The organism is Escherichia sp. E10V10, assembly GCF_004211985.1.
In the GTDB taxonomy this organism is placed as follows: domain Bacteria; phylum Pseudomonadota; class Gammaproteobacteria; order Enterobacterales; family Enterobacteriaceae; genus Escherichia.
The window spans coordinates 576393-598108 of record NZ_RHJO01000001.1; the positions used below are offsets into that span (position 1 = coordinate 576393).

A 21716-nucleotide genomic window follows, 5' to 3' on the forward strand; every position below is an offset into this window, starting at 1 on the left:
GTAACTGAGGCGTCCTGCCGATACAACAAAAACAACTGGTCTACGAAACCTGGGGCGGCGATTAGTGAATGCAGATAAGTACACTCTCATTATTTTTTATATTTCATGTAATGAGGATGGCGAGTTAGTCTTTATTTTTTTGATAAATGGTAGCTCTATAAAATGGTAAGTGAAAGTGGATAGAAGGCAAATAGCGAAGAAGGCTATAATAAGTATCGAAAGTAGTAAGGGGCCAATAGCTATCATTTTTGCAGTTGCCAGATAGTTGTAAACTGGGAAAAGTACTAACCCCTGCGTGAGGTACAAACTGTAGCTAATCGCCCCTAATCTTTTAGCTGCTCTGGTTGTTAATGCACCAAATAGTTCGGCTCCAGAGATGATGCAAAAGAAAATAATAGCAAGGAAAGCAGTCTCTGGCGGGCTATACAATGTAGGTGCTGACAGATAGGCCAGCAGTATTGTAGATAATAAAATACAATTTGCAGTGGTCTTTGATAGAATAACCCTTTCTTTCAATTCCTTACAAAGCATTCCTGCAAAGAAATATGACCAAAGATAAGCTGTATTCGTGAAGGAAGGTAAGAAATAAAATGAAAATGCAAAAAGTACAATGCTCAGTTCCATAGATCTTTTATTGAGCATAAATAGCAATGGAAGAGAAAAATAAAACATCCATTCCCATTTTAATGTCCACGTAACCCCGGCTAATACAATAAAGGGGGTATGAAAAGCCGTCACTGGTAATTTATTGTCCCATAAACCACCATCAAACCAGGTCAGTAAATTAGATATAGTCGTTGCGGTGAATGGGATTTTTTCCGTGAATATGAAAAGGAGAGAAATAGCCAGGAATGAGCAAAAGAAAGTTAACGGGACAATTCTAAGGAGTCTTTTTTTATATAAATCAATCCAGTCTATATTATCTTTGTCCCTAATCTTTCCCCAAAATAAATAAGCGGTTGTCATGAAAAACAATGCTACGCCATTCTTTCCCATAATTAAAAGCCATTGGGATATCGGAGCCCATTGACCAGTTGTAAAATATGAGTAAGCGCAGTCCATATGATGGAATATAACAAAAGATGCAAGATAAAAACGCATGCCATCAAGTCTATTGGCTCTGTTTGGCTGAATGTCGTTATCAAGAAATTTAAATATTGGCAAGCTGAATGCGATTAATGCACCTACGATACAGAAAAATGCTAAAATAAATGAGAATGACAGGTTCATATGAACAAAACTCTTCTGCAGTAAATGTTAAAAATAATCAGTAATCTATATAAATGGGTATGGATTACTTTAGAGTTTATCTAGAGTATCAGATTGTAATCCCATAGCAAACAACTGTGCTTTATCATTTAATTTAGGTGATATTAACTCTCGATTTTGTTATTTCATTCCTAGGTGGTATTACTTAACCAATATTCATAAAAATGCAAAAATCACGAGCAAATGGCACGTTCCCTGTTTTTGTCAGAGTTATTTAACTTGCTTACAGTGGGTTGAGTACACTAAAGCTAAGTTTTTGGCTGTACGAGCAATGGTGAGAGTGGGGGGATGATGTCCCATTTACATTGGAACAATAGGTAATGGGCGACTGATTAATCACTTTTGGGGCCGCACCGTAAGGTAATGAGTATTCATTAGTATGAAGTGATCGAACCTTTATAAGAAGCTGCCTGCAAGCACAAAAAAGTGCTGCAAACGCATAATCAGCATTCCCTGCTGCAGTTGGTGGGTTTACCAGTCATGACAATTGATGATTTTCACATAAGTTCAAGGTCATAAAACGGCTATTTGGATCCGGTTTATAATCAGCGAAGGGCTCGCAGGCGGTGAAGCCATGTTTGAGATAAAGTTGATGGCAGGCCGTAAACCCAGCATGTGTTCCTGTTTCTAAACTCAGGCGATGAAGGCGTCTGTCATGTGCAACCCGCAAAATATGCCGTAGAATCAGATTTGCAACGCCACGACGTAAAAAGTCTGGCGCAGTACGCATTGATTTCAACTCGCCATGTTCATCATCCAGTAACTTCAGCGCGCCAATTCCGGCGAGTCGATCTCCTTCCCATGCTGACCAGAATGTCACTGCCGGATCACGTAGTTTTTGTACGTCCAAAGCATGGATGCTTTCTGGTGGAGATTGTTCCTGCATACCGGAAATATGGTAATTCACTAATTCTTGTACTGCAGGATGGGAGAGATCATCTGTTTTGACAGTGAACATGATTGTTTCTTGTTGGTTGTCTAATTACAACATACCAACAGGCGAAAACATCGTTGTCTAATAGATGTTTCTTATGACACGGTTCTGTTTGTAAAAAATGACCGCTCACCATTGTATGGAGCCATCGCTGGAAGAACGCTTCGCAGTAACTTGCTTTCAGAATGCCCATCGAGTGATGGGCGGGTACGGGGTATGACACACCGCGAGATCTACGGTGAACGATGATGCACCCCGCCTGCTGTCTGGCGCGCTCCTGGGCTTTCTTTGTCATCAACGAAAAATACATGGTCACAGGCATGAACATGAAGGTGTTAGTTAATCGCTATTTCAGAACCGATCATTGAAAATTTTATTAATAACCAGCCACTGTCAGACCTGAGCTGGCGAGAACAGCTAAATAAGTGGTTTGTTGTTCTCGATATCTTCAATATATAAAAGTGTATTATCGATAGAATAGTAACGCCGCTTATTATCACCGACGTCAGTAACCCACCGAAAAACACCAGCCTTTGCAAGCGTTATACAATATTCCCGAAATGTTGACCGTCTTGAAATGTGAGTTCGGGCTGCTTTTTTGACTTGCTCAGGATCCTTGATGGCACTGACTTTTAATAGACTTCTGCTTCCTCTTATTAACAAAACATTGTCATCGTGCGTGACGATCCTGATGTTATCTGTGGCAAGATAGTAAATATAATGTGCAATATGATGACGTTTTAACTCAGCATAAAACCAGGAAAAATTTAGCTCCGTTCTCACTTGCTCAAACATCTTTTGAAAATTAGCAACCTGATCCATCAGGGAAATAATCTCTCGTCAGTTGTGAGGGAGAGTAGTTTGCATGATCGGTGTTATTCCTTCAATCTGGTCCGATCACTTAATGCTGTGTCTGTGTGAATCAATAATAATCCAACTGCGGTACGGAAAATAGACAACGGAGTATTCGTAGCAAGTGACTCCCGCTGCCTGAAACAGCGGGAGAAAAGATTACTTCTGAATTAAATAACGAATGGTCGGCCCGTCTTGCTGAATATCCAGTACCGTATAGCCGTGATTACGCGCATCCAGCGGAATATTGTTAATCGACTGTGGACAATCGCTGACCACTTCGAGGATCTCGCCTTTTTTTAACTGCGGCATCGCCTCAAGGGTTGCAACCGCCGGGTAAGGGCAGGGCTCACCCACCATATCAAGACGGTAATCAGGAACGATATTTTTCATGCGACCTCCTTAGCTGTCTGCGGCGCCGCACGGCGGAAGAAGCGTTTTTCCCAGCCGATAATCAGCATCAGCGCAGCGAACAATAGTAAATATGTCACCAGCAGGCCGCCCATTGGACCAAAGGTTTTTAGCAGGTTGATTTTGTCCCAGTCGGTTGCCAGTGCCGGGGCGAAATCATCCCAGTAATACGCCAGAATCGTGGAGCCAATAACGTTGCCCAGACCGACCCACCAGTAATGCACCTGGCCTTCCACCGCGCGGTACATCCATCCCGTTTCGCAGCCGCCCGCCAGCACAATACCAAAACCAAACAGTAATCCACCAATTACCGCGTTCGGACCCGCCCACATGATTTTAGGTTCTACGCCTAACTGTACATAACTGAAAATCCCGATGGCACTTACCGCCATACCGAAAATGATCGCTTTCGCCATGTGGGTTCGTCCGGTGATCCACATGTCGCGGAACGCCGAAGTAAAGCAGATTTGTGCACGTTCTATCAGTAAGCCAAAGCCGACACCAAACAGCATCGCCAGCCCCAGCTTTGGTTGGTTCATCGCCGTCAGCAGCGCCCAGCCAAGCATGCCGAAAAAGACCAGCATCCCGAGACGAAAACGGCGCCGCGCCTGATCTGGTTTCTGCGTCAGCGGTGAGGCGGCAGAGACTTTCTGCATTTTCACGGGGATACGAAAAACAGGCAGCAGGGTAAAGCGCGCGCCAAACCATGAGCCGATGGCGGTGGCGATGGCAAAGAACCAGGCGTGCAGCGAGAACTGAGGAATGCCGGTAAAGAACGCCGCCAGGTTACAGCCCATCGCCAGACGTGCACCAAAACCAGCAATGATCCCGCCAATAATGGCCTGCATAATGCGGATACGGCTACGCGGCATGCGCAGTTTGACGTTGTTGGCCCATAATGCCGCGGCAAAACAGCCGCCGAACATACCGAGAATCATCATCCCGTCAATGCGGGTTAATGGCGATCCTTCCAGATGGATAATTTTATAATAGCCCCACTCTTCAGCATGGACGCCAAACAGTTGCAGGAGCTGACCGCCCCAGCGGGTAAATTCACCCGTAACTGCCCAAAAAGTGCCGGTAATGCCAAAATAGTAAGTGGAGAGAATGCCCGCCGCGATGACCGCAGGGATTGGCGCCCAGAATTTAATCAACCAGGCTTGTTTGAATTGCTGCCATGACATGTATGTAGCCTCTGAACTCAGAAGGTTTAAACAAGAGTCGCGAATCATACATCAGAAGAATTTATTTGCGTGTCAATAATTCACAAAAATAATAGTTAGATCAAATTTCTCTTTGGGCCTGGAAAGGCTGGCAGCGTCAGGGCTTTAATGCCACAATCCACTTTTCTTCTCATGCAGGACGAATGATGAAAAAACTCGCAATTGCAGGCGCACTCATGTTGCTGGCGGGCTGTGCCGAAGTCGAAAACTATAATAATGTTGTAAAAACCCCCGCGCCAGACTGGCTGACAGGGTACTGGCAGACCAAAGGGCCGCAACGTGCACTGGTCAGCCCGGAAGCGATTGGTAGCCTGATTGTCACTAAAGAGGGTGATACCCTGGATTGCCGTCAATGGCAGCGAGTGATTGCGTTACCGGGTAAGCTGACGCTGATGTCTGATTCTCTCACTAACGTTACTGTGAAACGTGAGCTGTACGAGATTGAGCGTGACGGTAACACTATTGAGTATGATGGCATGACGATGGAACGCGTGGCTCGTCCGACGGCAGAGTGTGCCGCCGCGCTGGAAAAAGCGCCGTTACCGACGCCGCTGCCGTAATGAAAATTCCCCTGGCTCTGGGGGATTTTTATGTCAAAAAAAGTGCCCGATACGCAAGCTTATCGGGCCTGAAACTGTAACGGCGCGGCAATAACGATGCGTGTATTGTCAGCGATCGGTTTTAAATCACCTCTTCGATAACCCAAACGCTGACGCTGCCGCCGTTGCAAAAAAAAGTCGCTTCGCCATTTTCATCGGTAACTATGCTCTCTTGTCGATTACCGAGGAAATCGCGCCAGGTTTTATTGCCATAGTTCTCCCCCAGATTAATCGTCTTTTCGCCATCGTCGCCATTCGACATAACCACAACGCAGCCAGGATATTCATCGGTGCCACTGCGACTAAAGGCAATGCAGTTCGGATGATCGAAAAATAGCGTCTGTACACCGTGGGCAAAACGCTGTCGGGCGAGGATTAGCTCATCAAGTTGTTCGATTATTGGCATATCGATTGGATAGGTTTGACCGTCACCGCCGACATCTTCGTAATGAGCTCCGTACAGATCAGGGTAAAACACCGAAGGCACGCCATTTTCCCGTAGCAAAATAAGGGCATAAGCCAGCGGCTTAAACCACGGCTCCACCGGAGCTTCAAGGGCTTGTAACGGCTGGGTGTCGTGGTTGGCGACCAGCGTCACAGCGTGGAAAGGATCGACTTCAACCAATGTGCCGCTAAAAATCTCAGTCATATCATAATCACGCCCCATACGAGACGCTTCGTGGAATTTCATCTGTAGCGGTGCATCGAACAGCATGGTTTTACCTTCCACCTGATCAATATACGTTTGCAGTTTCTCGACCTCGCGCGACCAGTATTCCGCCACAATAAAGAGTGGTTTCGGCGCAACTTCTTGCACATGCTCGATCCACTCTTTATAGAACCACGCCGGAATATGTTTTACCGCGTCGAGACGAAAACCATCGCACTGAGTTTGTTCCATTACCCAGCGCGCCCAGTATTTGAGCTCTTCGGTGACGGCATGGTTACGAAAATCGATGTTTTCGCCCATCAGATAATCGAAATTGCCTAATTCATCATCGACCTGATCATTCCAGCCTTCGCCAGTGTAATCGTTGACGATTTTAAAGATGCCATCTTCATGCGGGTTTTCGATATGGTCGATACCGCTAAAACATTTGAAGTCCCATATGAATTGTGAATATTTTCCGGCTCGTGCAGGGAAGGTGTAACGGGTCCAGCCTTCGCATTCGATAATTTCATCATCAATTTGCGTGCGACACTCTTCGTTAACTCGCTGAACGCGAATCGCTTCTTTTTCGTCGGCACCCATTTTGTGGTTCACCACCACATCCAGCAGTACGGCGATGTCGTTGCGTTTAAGCGCGTCGATGGCCGCCAGCAATTGCGCTTTATCACCATATTTCGTCGCGACAGTGCCTTTTTGATCAAACTCGCCTAAATCAAATAAATCATAGGAATCGTAGCCGACAGAATATCCGCCCGATGCGCCTTTATAGGCAGGCGGCAGCCAGACCATATTGATACCAATATCATTTAAACCGTCGGCGCGCTCGGCAAGCTCGGGCCAGAGCTTGCCGCCTTCAGGATAATACCAGTGAAAGCATTGCAACAGCGTGGGATTACGCATTCTTCGACTCCACATGAGGGGAACATTAGAAGCGTAGCCGTAATCAGGTTATTCGCGAGTAATCCAACTTTTATGCTTTGCCAAAATTCAGATGGGGAGAAAAATTGACGATATTCTCCTGCGGCGCCAGTACGTAGCCGCCCTGGTCGCCGTAAGCACTTAATACGGATTTTTGCATCGATGACTGACCAACCAGCTTCGCCAGCTCATCCATTCGCACCTGCAATAACTGCTTAACGTTGCTTTCGTTGTCCAGGACGAGGCGTAGCATCGGTTTGAGTTGTTCCTGCATCATGGCAGAGGGTTCCATCTCTTCCGTCAGGTGCGCGATTTGTTGCACCGCATTCACATAATCCATTTCGCTGGCGATGAGTTCATCCCATCGTCCTTCTGTCGCCAGGCGTAACATGAGCTGGCTTTTTTCGACAAGTTGTTGCCAGGCAAAATACAAGTGCGGTGCATGGTTCATCAGACAGGGTCCTGAATCAAAGAAGGGGAGAGTAAAGTCTCTTTCCAGGCATCGGCAATATTGCGCATCAACGTTTCCACTTCTTCTACTGCGGAGACATCGTTACGCAAATTCGCTTGCAGCAAACGCCTGACCATATAGCTATAGAGCGCAATTAAATTCTGGGTTAATTCATCCTGGCTTTCTTCTTCGAGGCTCACCTTCAACCCATTCTCAATGATGTTGATAGCTTTCGATAAAGAAACGCCTTTACCTTCCAGGTTGTTGTCCTGCATAAACAGGCGTGCTCTTACCAGCGCACTCAACACGCCGTCAAATAGCATGGTAACCAGTTGCTGTGGACTGGCGCTCATCACGGCGCTCTCAACGCCAATTTGTGCATAGGCCTGCGTGCCTTTTGCGCTGTACATAGTCTCTCCTGAAGATTATTTCGAGCTGCTATTTGAGGTGTCGAATTGCTGTGTCAAATAGCTACTGGTGGAGTTAAGCGAGTTCATTAGCACATCCAGTTGGGTGAACTGGGCTTTGTAGCGCGCCATTAATGTATCGATACGTTCACTGGCAGCGTTGTACTGATCCGTCAAATTGTTCAGTGTTTTGCTTACGCCATCTTTTGCAGCCTGGATTATCCCGGTGGAGGAGAGCCAACTGGTCAGGTTGCTGCTAATGCTGGTGGTTACGCCAGTGCTTTTACCGTCACCAATAAACATTTCACCTACTCCAGCGGCATCTTTCTTCAGGGCTGTTTGCAGCTTGTCGGTCGCTATTTCCAGCTTACCGGTACTGGCGTCGGTGGTAATACCGATCTGTGCCAATGTTTTATAGGCCGAACTGCTATGCGTATTGGCAAGCAGCGTTTTTAACTGGGTCTGGATGGTGCGAAGTGTGGAGTCACCGAGTAACGCGCCGTTGCTGGAGTCCTGACTTTCTGCCCCGGCATCGACTGCGGTGTATTTTGTTAAGCTGCTGAACGTATCCTGTAACGTGTTATAGGCATCCACCCACGCTTTAACCGCATTTTCAGCTTTAGATGTGTCTTTGCTGATGGTGAGGGTCTGATTACCGGTGGTGACGTCATTCAGGTTGAGAGTGATATCTTCCAGCGCGTCACTGATAGTGTTGCTGCTGTTTTCAATCTCAACGTTATTAACCGTAAGTTTGGCGTTCTGCGCGGTGACGCTTTCAGTCATGCCATTACTGCTATCACCCGACGTTCCGTTGTAACCCATAAAACTTTGCAGGGCGCTGTCGCCGCTGACGCTCAGTTTCATGGCGTTATCGCTACCGGTATCATTGGCGGTGATAGACAAACGATACTCGCCGTTACCCACATTGATGATACTGGCGCTGACACCGGCTTTGGCGTTGTTAATTGCATCGCGGATGCCAGAGAGTGACGAGTTAGCCGCGCTGATATCAATCGTGACGGGATCTTTTCCACCGCCTTGCTGGATGGTCAGTACGCTATCGCTGGTGGCGATGGCGGCTTTGTTGTCTTTTTGGCTGTTTTGGGTCGTGAGCGTCTGTGCCTGTGCCAGTTGGCTGACACTAATGGTGTATTTTCCGGCAATTGCGCTGCCCGTGGTGGTGGCGCTAAAAGCCGAGGAACTGCTGGTGGTTGAGGTAGCGGTAAATAAGTCGGCTTTATTCAGTGCCGTGTTGGCGGTCTGAAAACTCTCCAGCGCGCTTTTCAGCGTCCCGTAGGCGCTCAGTTTCGCGGTGTACGAGCTTTGCTGTTTTGATATCGGCGTCAGGGTAGATTTTTCTGCCGCCTCAAGACTGTCGAGGATGCTGCTGAGATCCAGCCCCGACCCAACCCCGAGCGTTGAAATACTAGCCATATATATTCCTTAATCATGCGACATGTAGAACGAATACCGGGGTTATCGGCGGAAGCGGGGCAAAGTTTACGATTTATTTTTTGGCTTAATGACACGAACAGCAACGAGGAAGGGGAGTATTTCGACGGCTAGAAAAAAATTCTAAAGGTTGTGAGTGACCAGACGATAACAGGGTTGACGGCGACGAAGCCGAAGGGTGGAAGCCCAATACTTAAACCGTAGAGCTAAAAACAGGAATAAAAATTATGGCACAAGTCATTAACACCAACAGCCTCTCGCTGATCACTCAGAACAACATCAACAAAAACCAGTCTGCGCTGTCGACTTCTATCGAACGCCTGTCTTCTGGCCTGCGTATCAACAGTGCGAAAGACGACGCCGCTGGTCAGGCGATTGCTAACCGTTTCACCTCTAACATTAAAGGGCTGACTCAGGCCGCGCGTAACGCCAATGACGGTATTTCTCTGGCGCAGACCGCAGAAGGCGCACTGTCTGAAATCAACAACAACTTGCAGCGTGTGCGTGAGTTGACCGTTCAGGCGACGACCGGGACTAACTCTGATTCTGACCTGTCTTCTATTCAGGACGAAATCAAATCCCGTCTGGATGAAATTGACCGTGTATCCGGTCAGACTCAGTTCAACGGCGTGAATGTGCTGGCGAAAGACGGTTCGATGAAGATTCAGGTTGGCGCGAATGATGGGCAGACCATCTCTATCGATTTGCAGAAAATTGATTCTTCAACATTAGGGTTGAATGGTTTCTCCGTTTCGGGTCAGTCGCTGAATGTTAGCAGTTCCATTACTCAAATTACGGGTGATGCAGGAACGGAACCCGTTGGTGTTGATTTCACTGCTGTTGCGAAAGATCTGACTACTGCGACAGGTAAAACAGTCGATGTTTCTAGCCTGACGTTACACAATACACTGGATGCGAAAGGGGCTGCCACTGCACAGTTCGTCGTTCAATCCGGCAGTGATTTCTACTCCGCGTCGATTGATCATTCAAACGGTAAAGTCACGTTGAATAAAGCCGATGTCGAATACAAAGACACCGATAATGGACTAACGACAGCGGCTACTCAGAAAGATCAACTGATTAAAGTTGCCGCTGACTCTAAAGGTGCGGCTGCGGGTTATGTAACATTCCAGGGCAAAAACTACGCTACAACGGTTTCAACGGCGCTTGATGATGACACTGCAGCAACAGCCACAGGGAACAAGGTTGAAGTTGAATTATCTACAGCAACTCCGACTGCACAGTTCTCAGGGGCTTCTTCTGCTGATCCACTGGCACTTTTAGACAAAGCGATTGCATCAGTCGACAAATTCCGCTCCTCCCTCGGTGCCGTACAAAACCGTCTGGATTCTGCGGTCACTAACCTGAACAACACCACCACCAACCTGTCTGAAGCGCAGTCCCGTATTCAGGACGCCGACTATGCGACCGAAGTGTCCAATATGTCGAAAGCGCAGATCATCCAGCAGGCGGGTAACTCCGTGCTGTCTAAAGCTAACCAGGTGCCGCAGCAAGTTCTATCTCTGCTGCAGGGTTAATCACCAAAACCTGACTAACCGATAGTGACAGCAAACGCCAAATTGCCTGATGCGCTACGCTTATCAGGCCTACGAGGTGAATCGCAATTAATTAAATTTGCATATTCGTCTGGGCTGGATAAGGCATTTACACCGCATCCGGCAAGATGAAGCGTACGTTGTCAGATCTCTTAACCCCGCATCCGGCGGGGTTATTCTGCTCGTTATTTACTGATTACCCTAAATAACCGCTTATTTCACCCATTAATCGTCCGATTAAAAAACCTGCAGAAACGGATAATTATGCCGATTACTTATATAACGCAGGGTTGTTTATCGTGAAATCACTCTATACCGCTGAAGGTGTAATGGATAAATACTCGCTGTGGCAGCGTTATATCCCGCTGGTGCGTCACGAAGCATTGCGCCTGCAGGTCCGACTGCCCGCGAGTGTAGAACTTGATGATCTCCTACAGGCGGGCGGCATTGGATTACTTAATGCCGTTGAACGTTATGACGCCCTGCAAGGAACGGCATTTACAACTTACGCAGTGCAGCGAATCCGTGGCGCTATGCTGGATGAACTTCGCAGCCGTGACTGGGTGCCACGAAGCGTGCGACGCAATGCGCGTGAAGTGGCGCAGGCAATGGGGCAACTGGAGCAGGAACTTGGCCGTAACGCCACAGAAACTGAAGTGGCAGAACGTTTAGGGATCGAAATCGCCGATTATCGACAAATGTTGCTTGATACTAATAACAGCCAACTCTTTTCCTACGATGAGTGGCGTGAAGAGCACGGCGATAGTATTGAACTGGTAAGTGACGATCATCAGCGCGAAAACCCGTTACAAAAATTACTGGAAAGTAATTTGCGTCAACGGGTAATGGAAGCCATCGAAATGTTGCCGGAGCGTGAACAGTTAGTATTAACGCTCTATTACCAGGAAGAGCTTAATCTCAAAGAGATTGGCGCGGTGCTGGAAGTTGGTGAATCGCGGGTCAGTCAGTTACACAGTCAGGCCATTAAACGGTTACGCACCAAACTGGGTAAGTTATAGCTTAAGTAAATGCCGCACATTAATTTTGAATACCAGGAGTTCTTAATAATGATGCAGCACCAGAAAAGGCGGCCATTGAGTCGCTATCTTAAAGACTTTAAACACAGTCAAACCCATTGCGCATTTTGCCGTAAACTACTTGATCGCATTACGCTGGTTCGCGACGGCAAAATAGTGAATAAAATCGAGATTTCCCGTCTCGATACACTGCTTGATGAAAATGGTTGGCAGGAAGAACAAAAATCATGGTCCGCGTTGTGTCGTTTTTGCGGCGATTTACACTGCAAAACGCAGAGTGATTTTTTTGATATTATCGGCTTCAAGCAGTTTCTCTTTGACCATACTGAAATGAGCCCCGGTACTGTGCGCGAGTATGTGGTACGTCTGCGTCGTTTGGGTAATTATTTAAGCGAGCAAGATATTTCCACCGACCTGTTGCAGGATGGTTTTCTTGATGAAAACCTGGCGCCTTGGCTACCCACCACAAGCACCAATAATTACCGCATCGCATTACGTAAGTATCAGTGTTACCAGACGCAAACCCGCGGTGATCTTGCGCAGAATTCCCCCTGCATGTCAGCTTCTGATATATATTAAATAAGAATAAGATGTAGCAGAGTTGTTTTTGTGTTTACAAACAATGGCTCTACACTGCAAACCAACAAAACAACATTCGGGGTGAATATGAAACTAGCACATCTGGGACATCAGGCGTTGATGGGCGTTATGGCCGTGGCGCTGGTTGCGGGTATGAGCGTGAAAAGTTTTGCCAACGAAGGCCTGCTCAATAAAGTAAAAGAGCGTGGCACGTTGCTGGTGGGACTGGAAGGGACTTACCCGCCGTTTAGCTTTCAGGGCGATGACGGCAAGTTGACTGGTTTTGAAGTGGAATTTGCCCAACAACTGGCAAAACATCTGGGCGTTGATGCCGCATTAAAACCGACCAAATGGGACGGGATGCTGGCGTCACTGGATTCTAAACGCATCGATGTGGTGATTAACCAGGTCACCATTTCTGATGAACGCAAGAAAAAATACGATTTTTCTACCCCTTACACCATTTCCGGTATTCAGGCGCTGGTGAAAAAAGGTAATGAAGGCACAATAAAAACCGCAGACGACCTGAAAGGTAAAAAAGTTGGCGTTGGTTTAGGCACCAACTATGAAGAGTGGCTGCGTCAGAATGTTCAGGGTGTTGATGTGCGCACCTATGATGACGACCCGACCAAGTACCAGGATCTGCGCGTAGGCCGTATTGATGCCATCCTGGTTGACCGTCTGGCGGCGCTGGATTTGGTGAAGAAAACCAATGATACGCTGGCAGTAACTGGCGAAGCCTTCTCCCGCCAGGAGTCAGGTGTCGCGCTGCGTAAAGGTAACGAAGACTTGCTGAAAGCAGTCAACGATGCCATTGCAGAAATGCAAAAAGATGGAACCTTGCAAGCCCTTTCCGAAAAATGGTTTGGTGCTAATGTGACCAAGTAATCAACGTATTGACGGGCCCTGCTATAAGTTGACAGTTTTTTGTCTGTAAAACGCCTGATGAACTTCATCGGGCGTTTTGTATTTTAGTGCCAGGTGTGGCCGCTCATGGTTATAAATAGCCACGGATTTTTTACTATTTTCCAGACCTGCAGGACGCGAGTTTTTCAGGAGCCGAGCCTGTTTATTCGTTCAGCCAGCGCATTCTGGTCGCAGTCATAACCAACGGTCATTGAGCAGGTTATCCCGATTCTCTCATGCACTGACTGATAAAGAGCTACCCGGTTCAGAATGTATACTTCATACCCAGCATGGCAGAGGCGTCGCTGTATCCCTCGTCACCGAGTTGTACACCCACATTGCCCCACAGGTTCAGATGGTCATTTATCTGCCCCTCAACACCGGTTTTTACTTCTCCGATATTGCTGGCGCCGTCCTGATGTACCGTCACACCGTTCATGCGAGTGCCAAAATCACGGGTGTTGTGCAGCCAGTTCACCTCAACGAACGGACGGAGCTCATGGGATTTGCCGTCATTCATTCTGCTGTGTTCCTTAATCCAGGTTTTCACGCCCAGACGGGTACCGACGTTACCGTCACCGGTGCTTTCAACACGGGTACCATTGCGTTCATGGTGCTCATCAGCTTTTACGCCCATCCAGATAACCTGAGCCTGAGGCTGGACATACCATTCGTTCAGACTGCCATGGCTGCCAGTAAACTCACCGGCTTTCCAGGCATAACCGGTTTCCAGTGAGGCTGTCAGACCTTTTGATTTCCAGGATTCCCCCGGCAGTCCGTCACCTTTCACATCGTTATCGAACCAACTGTACTGTGCCCAGCTATCCAGATAAGCCCCGCTATGTGTCTCATCATTAGCATACCAGGTGGCATACAGACCTGTGTTGTATCCTTTCACACTGCCTTTTGAACTGTATCCGGTACGTACAGAATCTGTATTGTTATGGTCATTACCGTAACCAGCCATAACTCCCAGATGCCAGCGGTCAGAGCTGTTCCGGCTCCACTGAGCCAGGTCACCACCCAACTGCAGGACGTAACGGTTACCCTGTGTTTTCAGTTGACCTGTACCGTCACGCCAGTGGTTGTGTTCCCCTTCATGGTGCATCCACATGCTGGTTTTTTCCTGTTCACCGGTAATCACATCGGTGTAATGCATCGGCCCCAGGCGTTCATGAAGACGGGATACGAACATGGTGTTTGCGGCAGCCATGTTCGCCGTATAGGAGCCAGCTTCCGGACGCAAGTCGTTGTCATTACCACCCGGAGCAGGTTCAGGGGCAGGGGGTTGCATTGCTTTCAGAGCGCGCAGCTGGAACGGCGTGTTTTTACCACTGGTCAGATACCAGTTATCACTGTTGCTTCCCCGACCACGTCCCAGCGTGTAGTCATAAGCCCCGGCAGCAATACGCCCGGCCTGAATAAATTCAGCACTGTCAGCATTTCCGTCGACATGAATCAACTCAATACCGTTTAGTGTCTGTGCTCCGGTACCACCTGCATTTATAACAACCACACGGGTCTGACTGGAAGCATCGCCTCTGATTACCAGTTTGTCTGTTGCGGAGCTGTCATTTCCCAGAGCGGTGTTCATGAGCAGTAAGCCATTATTACCGGTATAGTTACCCCCGATCGTCAGTACATTACCCGGAGCATCGGCTCTCAGGTCAAGAGTACCGCTGTTGGTTACGTTTCCGGCGATACCACCAGAGCCGGAGAGTGTCCCCTGCTGAGCGATGGTGACCTGGCTGTTAGCAAGCATGACAGGTGCATCAGCCTTGCCCAGAATCAGTGTGCCGGCAGTGTTAACCGAGCCTGCTCCCAGTCCGTCAGTATTAAGCACATTCACCATTGCCTTATCTGCGATAGCAATGGTGGCATTCAGGGCGCGGCTGGCACCAGTAATATCGAACACGCCACCGCTGATGTTCAGGGAGCCAGAGCCGATGAGGGTACCTGCAGACAGGCCTCCACCTGTGAGGGTCAGATTACCGCCATTAATGTTCAGTATGGAACCTGCTGCGCTGTTCAGTTTACCTGCGGTCTGGCTGTGACCGTTCATGTCCAGCATGGTGTCAGCTGCCAGGCGAATCTCGCTGGTCTGCCCCAGAGCACTGTTGCTGTTCATGCGGACATTGCCGCCACGGATGTCTGTTACACCCGTGTAAGTGTTTTGGGAGGACAGAATCAGTGTTCCTTCGCCGGCTTTGGTCAGCGTTTTTCCATCCCAGCCATGAGATAACTGAGCCGCATTGTTATCTGCAAGTCGTACCTTCAGCTCTAACACCGCGCCATATCTCAGGTCAAACGTGCCATATCCATTTCCTGAAGGGTCATTCCACTTCAGGGAAGAACTCACCTCTTTTACTGTCTGCCCGTTACCACTAAGTGATGTTAAAACATAGTCTTCAGCACCATCACTCAGTAGATTATTATGCTGATAAATATTATTTTCAGAGAGCCCTGTTATGCCCTTGGAGGTCGTCAACAAGCCGTACTCATTTTGCTTCCATATTGTCATGGCAGTATCAACATTAAGCACTGCACCGTTATTGAACTGAATACTTTTGGCAGTTAAATGACTGGAACCTGTGCTCATATTCAGCGATGAATCTGTGTCAAATACCGAACTTCCGCTAAAGGTGACATCAGCTCCCGAAACGGAAACATGTGTACCTGTACCCGCACTCAGATTGCCTTTTATCTCAGAGCTGGCGGAGTCTTTATTTGTAATGGACAGAGAATTACCATCAGCATTATTTTCAACATTATTCAAAACAATATCACCTTGAATGGTAGAACCGGCGTAGAGATTCAACGAGTTAGTTCCACCATTCAGAGATATTGCGGTATCACAATCTTGCCCTCTGTTACCCGGTATCCCTCCGTAGAAGGCAATGTTGCCTCTACCGTTCTCTCCTCCACTACCAGGCAAAATCCTACCATGATTATTTATCGTAATATCACTCCCGGATATAGCAGTACCACCATTACCTCCGTTGCCACCATTACCTCCGGCACCAGTTTTATTATTATCAAGGGAACGCCCTCCATCGCCACCATTACCACCAGTACCGCCATTTCCACCAATAATATTTCCATAATTATTTATTTCCATATTATTTCCAGATATGGCAATTCCCCCGGTGCCACCAATACCACCAGTACCACCAGAACCAAGGGGCGCTGAGTCAATGTGATCATATTCATCTGTACCACCTCTACCACCTTCACCACCAGTGCCCCCCTGTCCGCCAGTTATATCTCCCGTATTATTTATCTTAATATTATTACCATATATAGCAGACCCTCCAATACCACCACTACCACCGGTACTCCCATTAATATTCGGAACGGTAGAAAATTCGAGACTACCTTCACCACCGCGAGCACCATCCCCCCCCTGGCCACCTGTAATGTGATTATTATTTGTTATCTCCATATTATTTCCGGATATGGCCGTGCCGCCATTCCCTCCTGTGCCGGCAGAAGACCCCCATACCGCCCACCAGGCACCACTACTACCTTGCCCGGCAGTGATGTTTCCGTTATTGCTTATTTGAAGATTATTGCCAGATATGGCAGTCCCACCAACAGCAGGAGTCCCCGTTAAACCACCACTCTCATCGCCATAACCACTGGCTCCAGGCATTCCGCCATTGCCACCCTTAATGCTTCCGTTGTTCGTAATGGTAAGATCATCTCCGGAAATAGCGGTACCCGCTTCACCTCCATCGCCCCCGCCATTACCATAACCTCCCCAACCACCCTTACCACCGGAAATATCACCATAATTAACAAGAGTAAAATTATTTCCAGTAATAGCTGTGCCGCCCAGGCCTCCTGCAGAACCCATCTTAGTAACATCATCATCACCAGCCCATCCGCCTTCACCGCCACTAATGCGAGTACCGCTGTTAATTGTCAGGATATTTTCATCCTGTAACGAACCAGGTACAACATTAACAATGAGAGCATCTTCACCAGCTTCCCCATCATCATTACCCGGGGGGTGACGCACGCCATCAGCACCAATGATATTTTCAGATATTTCAGCAGGGTTTCCTTCAGAAAGAGTAACTTCCTTTTTGGCTCCCAAAGCAGGCTGAATGGCCAGAGTGGCAGATATAAGACTGCATAGTAATGTTGTCTTCATTCCCTCTTGCGTTACGCCGAATGTTTTTCTGTTTTTTATATATACATAAAACTTTTCTTTTTTATTAATTTTGATTTTCACAAAAGCTCCAATTTCTTGTTTAAGAATGGTGGGTTAAATGTTTTGGCTATGTAAATGCCATTGAGAAATAATATGTATTATCTAATCATCATACAAATGATCGATGCGAGCATTATTGCAAATAAACAGAAAAAATCCATCTCAAGTAATCAGGTTGATTTTTTTTGACGAGTAATTTGAAATTGTAATGTTTTCTGGATGTTAGTTTGTTTATTGATTGGTGTAATTTTAGATAGTGAGTGTTTCTCTGTTTTTTTATAAGAAAAGTGCCTGAAAATATCGTCAAGGAATATAATATTTTTATCCTAAAAACAGACCTGGATATAAATAATAATTAATGCAGAGATAATGATTACCATATTAATGAACGGGTATTGATAACCAGGCTTGATCAACCTAAGATGCCAGGAGAAGTTATCCCCGTAACCAGGGGACATCAGATTTACTGCTTTATGGACATAAGCAGCCTTTACACCGTTACGTTCCTGATGACCCATCGGACATTCAACAGTATCACGGGACCACAAATCTGATTCTATTAACACACTATCTTCTATCGCCCGGAATCCATGAGTACTACAGTTGCCATATGCTCAACGAAAGACTGAGAAAAACGCTAAACTATGAATCATCCGCAGATCGGTTCAACCAGTGTGTTGCATCCCTCGGTTGAACTCACAGCCAGGAACGTGTCAACGCTACTCTGGGCGGGGCATAATGACAAAAAAGGGCGCTTTAATCGGCGCATTTTTTATTTATACGTTTCCTGCGTGCATAATAACAAGATCACAACAACACACATCGGAGGCTTTTATGCCACTGCATAATTTAACTCGTTTTCCACGGCTGGAGTTTATCGGCGCACCGACACCGCTCGAATATCTGCCACGTTTTTCTGATTATCTCGGGCGGGACATTTTCATCAAACGGGATGACGTCACCCCGTTGGCAATGGGCGGAAATAAGTTACGCAAACTGGAATTTCTCGCAGCAGACGCCTTGCGCGAAGGTGCCGACACACTGATTACAGCCGGAGCGATTCAGTCTAACCATGTGCGCCAGACTGCCGCAGTGGCCGCAAAACTTGGTCTGCATTGCGTGGCGCTGCTGGAAAATCCCATTGGCACTGCCGCAGAAAACTATTTAACCAACGGCAACCGCTTGTTGCTGGATCTGTTCAATACTCAGATTGAAATGTGCGATGCGCTGACCAATCCTGATGCCCAACTGGAAGAGTTAGCGACTCGCGTCGAAGCGCAAGGCTTTCGCCCATACGTCATTCCGGTTGGCGGTTCCAATGCTTTAGGCGCGTTGGGCTATGTGGAGAGTGCGCTGGAAATCGCCCAGCAGTGTGAAGGGGCGGTTAACATATCGTCGGTGGTGGTGGCATCAGGCAGTGCCGGAACTCACGCCGGGCTTGCAGTAGGGCTGGAACAACTGATGCCTGAAACAGAACTGATTGGCGTGACTGTTTCACGTTCTGTTGCTGACCAGTTGCCGAAAGTGGCTAGCCTACAACAGGCGATCGCGAAAGAACTGGAGCTGACTGCATCAGCGGAAATTTTACTCTGGGATGACTATTTTGCGCCTGGCTACGGTGTGCCGAATGACGAAGGCATGGAGGCGGTGAAACTGCTGGCGCGTCTGGAAGGCATTCTGCTTGATCCCGTGTATACCGGAAAAGCGATGGCGGGGCTGATTGATGGTATAAGCCAGAAACGCTTCAAAGATGAAGGACCGATTCTGTTTATTCATACCGGCGGCGCACCTGCACTGTTCGCCTATCACCCCCACGTTTAGCTCCGGAAACGCTCATGCAAGAAAGCATACAACTGGTTATTGATTCGCTGCCATTCCTGTTGAAAGGGGCAGGGTATACGCTGCAACTCAGCATTGGCGGCATGTTTTTTGGCTTACTGCTGGGATTTATTCTCGCGCTGATGCGCCTGTCGCCCGTCTGGCCAGTGCGCTGGCTGGCGCGTTTTTATATCTCCATTTTCCGTGGTACGCCACTCATCGCACAGCTGTTTATGATCTACTACGGCTTGCCGCAGTTTGGCATTGAATTAGACCCGATTCCGTCAGCGATGATTGGCCTGTCACTGAACACCGCCGCCTATGCAGCCGAAACGCTGCGGGCAGCGATTTCGTCTATAGATAAAGGTCAGTGGGAAGCAGCTGCCAGTATCGGCATGACGCCGTGGCAAACTATGCGTCGTGCTATTTTGCCACAGGCCGCGCGGGTAGCACTGCCGCCGCTGTCGAACAGTTTTATCAGCCTGGTAAAAGATACTTCTCTGGCTGCGACGATTCAGGTGCCAGAGCTGTTCCGTCAGGCGCAGTTGATTACTTCGCGCACACTGGAAGTTTTCACCATGTATCTGGCGGCTTCGCTCATCTACTGGATTATGGCGACGGTGTTATCGACGTTGCAGAACCATTTTGAGAATCAACTTAATCGCCAGGAGAGGGATCCAAAATGAGTGCCATTGACGTTAAAAACCTGGTGAAAAAATTCCACGGTCAGACGGTGCTGCATGGCATAGATCTGGAGGTTAAAACCGGCGAAGTAGTGGCGATTATAGGCCCAAGCGGCTCCGGGAAAACCACGTTGCTACGCAGCATAAATTTGCTGGAACAACCGGAAGCGGGGACGATTACCGTCGGGGATATCACCATTGATACCGCGCGTTCGTTAAGTCAGCAAAAATCCCTGATTCGTCAGTTGCGCCAGCACGTTGGTTTTGTTTTCCAGAACTTTAATTTGTTTCCGCATCGTACGGTGCTGGAAAACATTATTGAAGGGCCGGTGATTGTCAAAGGTGAACCTAAAGAGGAAGCCACGGCGCGCGCACGTGAGTTGTTGGCGAAAGTTGGCCTTGCAGGCAAAGAAACCAGCTATCCACGTCGTTTATCTGGCGGTCAACAGCAACGTGTGGCGATTGCCCGAGCGCTGGCGATGCGCCCCGAGGTGATTTTGTTTGATGAGCCAACCTCGGCACTGGACCCAGAGTTGGTGGGCGAAGTCCTGAATACTATCCGCCAGCTGGCGCAGGAAAAGCGCACAATGGTGATTGTGACACACGAAATGAGCTTTGCCCGAGATGTTGCTGACCGCGCGATCTTTATGGACCAGGGGCGGATAGTAGAGCAGGGATCGGCGAAAGCGTTATTTGCCAATCCACAGCAGCCCCGTACCCGCCAGTTTCTCGAGAAGTTTCTACTGCAATAATAAGAAAAAATCAGCCCCGGTGAGTTAGTGACCGGGGCGAACCACTCTTCTGAAGGCTCAATAAACGGTCAATAAATCAGCATAACTCATTAATAACATAAGAGAATGCGATGTCTTGCAAAAGTAATTCATTATCTGAATAATATAAATTATATATAAATCTTATTTATGTGATAGCTTGAGTTTTCAGTATAAATGATATTCACTCTCAGGGGCATTGCGGTTTACTATGCAGGATACGGATTTTTTTAGCTGGCGTCGCACAATGCTGTCGCGCTTTCAGAGGATGGAGGCCGCAGAAGAGGTCTACCATGAAATAGAGCTTCAGGCTCAGCAGCTCGAGTACGATTACTATTCGTTATGTGTTCGCCACCCGGTGCCATTCACGCGACCCAAAGTGGCTTTCTACACCAATTACCCTGAGTCGTGGGTTAGTTATTATCAGGCAAAAAACTTTCTCGCTATTGATCCCGTGCTCAACCCTGAAAACTTCAGTCAGGGCCATTTATTGTGGAATGATGACTTATTCAGTGAAGCCCAGCCATTATGGGAGGCTGCGCGTGCACATGGTTTACGCAGGGGAGTCACTCAGTATTTAATGCTACCGAACCGGGCGTTGGGATTTTTGTCATTTTCTCGTAGCAGTACGCGCGAAATACCGGTTCTTAGTGATGAGCTGCAATTAAAAATGCAACTACTAGTGCGCGAAAGTCTGATGGCACTGATGCGTTTAAATGATCAAATAGTGATGACGCCGGAGATGAATTTCAGTAAGCGGGAAAAGGAAATTTTGAAATGGACCGCGGAAGGTAAGACATCGGCAGAGATTGCGATGATCTTGTCAATCTCCGAGAACACGGTTAATTTTCATCAGAAAAACATGCAGAAAAAAATCAACGCGCCAAATAAGACCCAGGTTGCCTGCTACGCTGCCGCAACTGGCTTAATATGACCTCTATTACATTCTGCGTGCCAGGTGTAAA

19 protein-coding genes and 2 pseudogenes are annotated in these 21716 nt (G+C 47.7%); 9 read left to right on the forward strand and 12 right to left on the reverse strand.

The genetic code is table 11. The annotated features are described in order from the left end of the window. Positions 1 to 96: 96 nt before the first annotated feature. From D9736_RS02625 to yedE, 5 genes are all read right to left on the reverse strand, one after another. The gene (locus tag D9736_RS02625; RefSeq protein ID WP_130218636.1) at positions 97 to 1230 is read right to left on the reverse strand and encodes an acyltransferase; all 1134 of its coding nucleotides are present in this window, start codon (positions 1228 to 1230) and stop codon (positions 97 to 99) included. Positions 1231 to 1747: 517 nt separating this feature from the next. Then, a complete protein-coding gene (locus D9736_RS02630) occupies positions 1748 to 2227 on the reverse strand; it encodes a GNAT family N-acetyltransferase (protein WP_130223609.1) in 480 nt (159 codons plus the stop codon). Positions 2228 to 2620: 393 nt separating this feature from the next. Then, the gene (locus tag D9736_RS02635; RefSeq protein ID WP_130218640.1) at positions 2621 to 3025 is read right to left on the reverse strand and encodes a DUF1398 domain-containing protein; all 405 of its coding nucleotides are present in this window, start codon (positions 3023 to 3025) and stop codon (positions 2621 to 2623) included. Positions 3026 to 3214: 189 nt separating this feature from the next. Further along, on the reverse strand, positions 3215 to 3448 hold the full coding sequence (yedF, locus tag D9736_RS02640) for a sulfurtransferase-like selenium metabolism protein YedF (protein ID WP_000790504.1): 234 nt from the start codon (positions 3446 to 3448) through the stop codon (positions 3215 to 3217). Then, the gene (yedE, locus tag D9736_RS02645; protein WP_130257634.1) at positions 3445 to 4650 is read right to left on the reverse strand and encodes a selenium metabolism membrane protein YedE/FdhT; all 1206 of its coding nucleotides are present in this window, start codon (positions 4648 to 4650) and stop codon (positions 3445 to 3447) included. The genes yedF and yedE overlap by 4 nt, the downstream gene beginning before the upstream one ends. Before the next feature lie 185 nt (positions 4651 to 4835). On the opposite strand from yedE, the gene yedD reads away from it, so the two are divergent. Continuing rightward, a complete protein-coding gene (gene yedD, locus D9736_RS02650) occupies positions 4836 to 5249 on the forward strand; it encodes a lipoprotein YedD (RefSeq protein WP_130218642.1) in 414 nt (137 codons plus the stop codon). A 121-nt stretch (positions 5250 to 5370) separates the two neighbouring features. On the opposite strand, the gene amyA is transcribed toward yedD, so the two are convergent. The 4 genes from amyA to fliD form a co-directional block, all read right to left on the reverse strand. After that, positions 5371 to 6858 (reverse strand): alpha-amylase, encoded by a 1488-nt coding sequence (gene amyA, locus D9736_RS02655; RefSeq protein ID WP_130218644.1) that lies wholly within the window; start codon positions 6856 to 6858, stop codon positions 5371 to 5373. Positions 6859 to 6928: 70 nt separating this feature from the next. Beyond that, on the reverse strand, positions 6929 to 7327 hold the full coding sequence (fliT, locus tag D9736_RS02660) for a flagella biosynthesis regulatory protein FliT (protein ID WP_130257635.1): 399 nt from the start codon (positions 7325 to 7327) through the stop codon (positions 6929 to 6931). Next, positions 7327 to 7737, reverse strand: a complete 411-nt coding sequence (fliS, locus tag D9736_RS02665; RefSeq protein WP_130208571.1) for a flagellar export chaperone FliS — start codon at positions 7735 to 7737, stop codon at positions 7327 to 7329. The genes fliT and fliS overlap by 1 nt, the downstream gene beginning before the upstream one ends. Positions 7738 to 7752: 15 nt before the next feature. Continuing rightward, on the reverse strand, positions 7753 to 9168 hold the full coding sequence (gene fliD / locus D9736_RS02670; protein ID WP_130257636.1) for a flagellar filament capping protein FliD: 1416 nt from the start codon (positions 9166 to 9168) through the stop codon (positions 7753 to 7755). A gap of 245 nt (positions 9169 to 9413) precedes the next feature. On the opposite strand from fliD, the gene D9736_RS02675 reads away from it, so the two are divergent. From D9736_RS02675 to tcyJ, 4 genes are all read left to right on the forward strand, one after another. Then, positions 9414 to 10724, forward strand: coding sequence for a FliC/FljB family flagellin (locus tag D9736_RS02675; RefSeq protein WP_130257637.1), 1311 nt, complete (start codon positions 9414 to 9416; stop codon positions 10722 to 10724). A gap of 317 nt (positions 10725 to 11041) precedes the next feature. Further along, the gene (fliA, locus tag D9736_RS02680) at positions 11042 to 11761 is read left to right on the forward strand and encodes an RNA polymerase sigma factor FliA (protein ID WP_064529323.1); all 720 of its coding nucleotides are present in this window, start codon (positions 11042 to 11044) and stop codon (positions 11759 to 11761) included. A 45-nt stretch (positions 11762 to 11806) separates the two neighbouring features. Next, complete coding sequence (gene fliZ / locus D9736_RS02685) at positions 11807 to 12358, forward strand: flagella biosynthesis regulatory protein FliZ (RefSeq protein ID WP_130208735.1); 552 nt, start codon at positions 11807 to 11809, stop codon at positions 12356 to 12358. An 87-nt stretch (positions 12359 to 12445) separates the two neighbouring features. Then, complete coding sequence (gene tcyJ, locus D9736_RS02690; RefSeq protein WP_130257638.1) at positions 12446 to 13246, forward strand: cystine ABC transporter substrate-binding protein; 801 nt, start codon at positions 12446 to 12448, stop codon at positions 13244 to 13246. A 21-nt stretch (positions 13247 to 13267) separates the two neighbouring features. Here tcyJ and D9736_RS02695 read toward each other — a convergent pair. From D9736_RS02695 to D9736_RS23515, 3 genes and pseudogenes are all read right to left on the reverse strand, one after another. After that, a pseudogene (locus tag D9736_RS02695) lies at positions 13268 to 13518 on the reverse strand (integrase core domain-containing protein); the annotation flags it as partial. Between the two features lie 11 nt (positions 13519 to 13529). Further along, the gene (locus tag D9736_RS23720) at positions 13530 to 17501 is read right to left on the reverse strand and encodes an autotransporter outer membrane beta-barrel domain-containing protein (protein ID WP_130257639.1); all 3972 of its coding nucleotides are present in this window, start codon (positions 17499 to 17501) and stop codon (positions 13530 to 13532) included. Positions 17502 to 17947: 446 nt separating this feature from the next. After that, a pseudogene (locus D9736_RS23515) lies at positions 17948 to 18073 on the reverse strand (integrase); the annotation flags it as partial. 241 nt (positions 18074 to 18314) lie between these two features. Between D9736_RS23515 and dcyD the strand changes: the two are divergent. The 4 genes from dcyD (at position 18315) to sdiA (ending at position 21685) form a co-directional block, all read left to right on the forward strand. Continuing rightward, on the forward strand, positions 18315 to 19301 hold the full coding sequence (dcyD, locus tag D9736_RS02710) for a D-cysteine desulfhydrase (protein WP_130257640.1): 987 nt from the start codon (positions 18315 to 18317) through the stop codon (positions 19299 to 19301). Between the two features lie 14 nt (positions 19302 to 19315). Further along, positions 19316 to 19984 (forward strand): cystine ABC transporter permease, encoded by a 669-nt coding sequence (gene tcyL / locus D9736_RS02715; protein ID WP_130223595.1) that lies wholly within the window; start codon positions 19316 to 19318, stop codon positions 19982 to 19984. Next, positions 19981 to 20733: an L-cystine ABC transporter ATP-binding protein TcyN gene (gene tcyN, locus D9736_RS02720; RefSeq protein ID WP_130218658.1), complete on the forward strand. Its 753-nt coding sequence runs from the start codon at positions 19981 to 19983 to the stop codon at positions 20731 to 20733. The genes tcyL and tcyN overlap by 4 nt, the downstream gene beginning before the upstream one ends. Positions 20734 to 20962: 229 nt before the next feature. After that, entirely contained in the window at positions 20963 to 21685 is a 723-nt protein-coding gene (gene sdiA, locus D9736_RS02725; protein ID WP_130208555.1) for a transcriptional regulator SdiA, read from the forward strand. The last annotated feature ends 31 nt before the right edge of the window (positions 21686 to 21716 follow it).

What these genes read in the sequence shown, in the direction of transcription:
- D9736_RS02625 (WP_130218636.1), bottom strand. Translation starts at nt 1,230, where the DNA reads ATGAACCTGTCATTCTCATTTATTTTAGCATTTTTCTGTATCGTAGGT.
- D9736_RS02630 (WP_130223609.1), bottom strand. Translation starts at nt 2,227, where the DNA reads ATGTTCACTGTCAAAACAGATGATCTCTCCCATCCTGCAGTACAAGAA.
- D9736_RS02635 (WP_130218640.1), bottom strand. Translation starts at nt 3,025, where the DNA reads ATGGATCAGGTTGCTAATTTTCAAAAGATGTTTGAGCAAGTGAGAACG.
- yedF (WP_000790504.1), bottom strand. Translation starts at nt 3,448, where the DNA reads ATGAAAAATATCGTTCCTGATTACCGTCTTGATATGGTGGGTGAGCCC.
- yedE (WP_130257634.1), bottom strand. Translation starts at nt 4,650, where the DNA reads ATGTCATGGCAGCAATTCAAACAAGCCTGGTTGATTAAATTCTGGGCG.
- yedD (WP_130218642.1), top strand. Translation starts at nt 4,836, where the DNA reads ATGAAAAAACTCGCAATTGCAGGCGCACTCATGTTGCTGGCGGGCTGT.
- amyA (WP_130218644.1), bottom strand. Translation starts at nt 6,858, where the DNA reads ATGCGTAATCCCACGCTGTTGCAATGCTTTCACTGGTATTATCCTGAA.
- fliT (WP_130257635.1), bottom strand. Translation starts at nt 7,327, where the DNA reads ATGAACCATGCACCGCACTTGTATTTTGCCTGGCAACAACTTGTCGAA.
- fliS (WP_130208571.1), bottom strand. Translation starts at nt 7,737, where the DNA reads ATGTACAGCGCAAAAGGCACGCAGGCCTATGCACAAATTGGCGTTGAG.
- fliD (WP_130257636.1), bottom strand. Translation starts at nt 9,168, where the DNA reads ATGGCTAGTATTTCAACGCTCGGGGTTGGGTCGGGGCTGGATCTCAGC.
- D9736_RS02675 (WP_130257637.1), top strand. Translation starts at nt 9,414, where the DNA reads ATGGCACAAGTCATTAACACCAACAGCCTCTCGCTGATCACTCAGAAC.
- tcyJ (WP_130257638.1), top strand. Translation starts at nt 12,446, where the DNA reads ATGAAACTAGCACATCTGGGACATCAGGCGTTGATGGGCGTTATGGCC.
- dcyD (WP_130257640.1), top strand. Translation starts at nt 18,315, where the DNA reads ATGCCACTGCATAATTTAACTCGTTTTCCACGGCTGGAGTTTATCGGC.
- tcyL (WP_130223595.1), top strand. Translation starts at nt 19,316, where the DNA reads ATGCAAGAAAGCATACAACTGGTTATTGATTCGCTGCCATTCCTGTTG.
- tcyN (WP_130218658.1), top strand. Translation starts at nt 19,981, where the DNA reads ATGAGTGCCATTGACGTTAAAAACCTGGTGAAAAAATTCCACGGTCAG.
- sdiA (WP_130208555.1), top strand. Translation starts at nt 20,963, where the DNA reads ATGCAGGATACGGATTTTTTTAGCTGGCGTCGCACAATGCTGTCGCGC.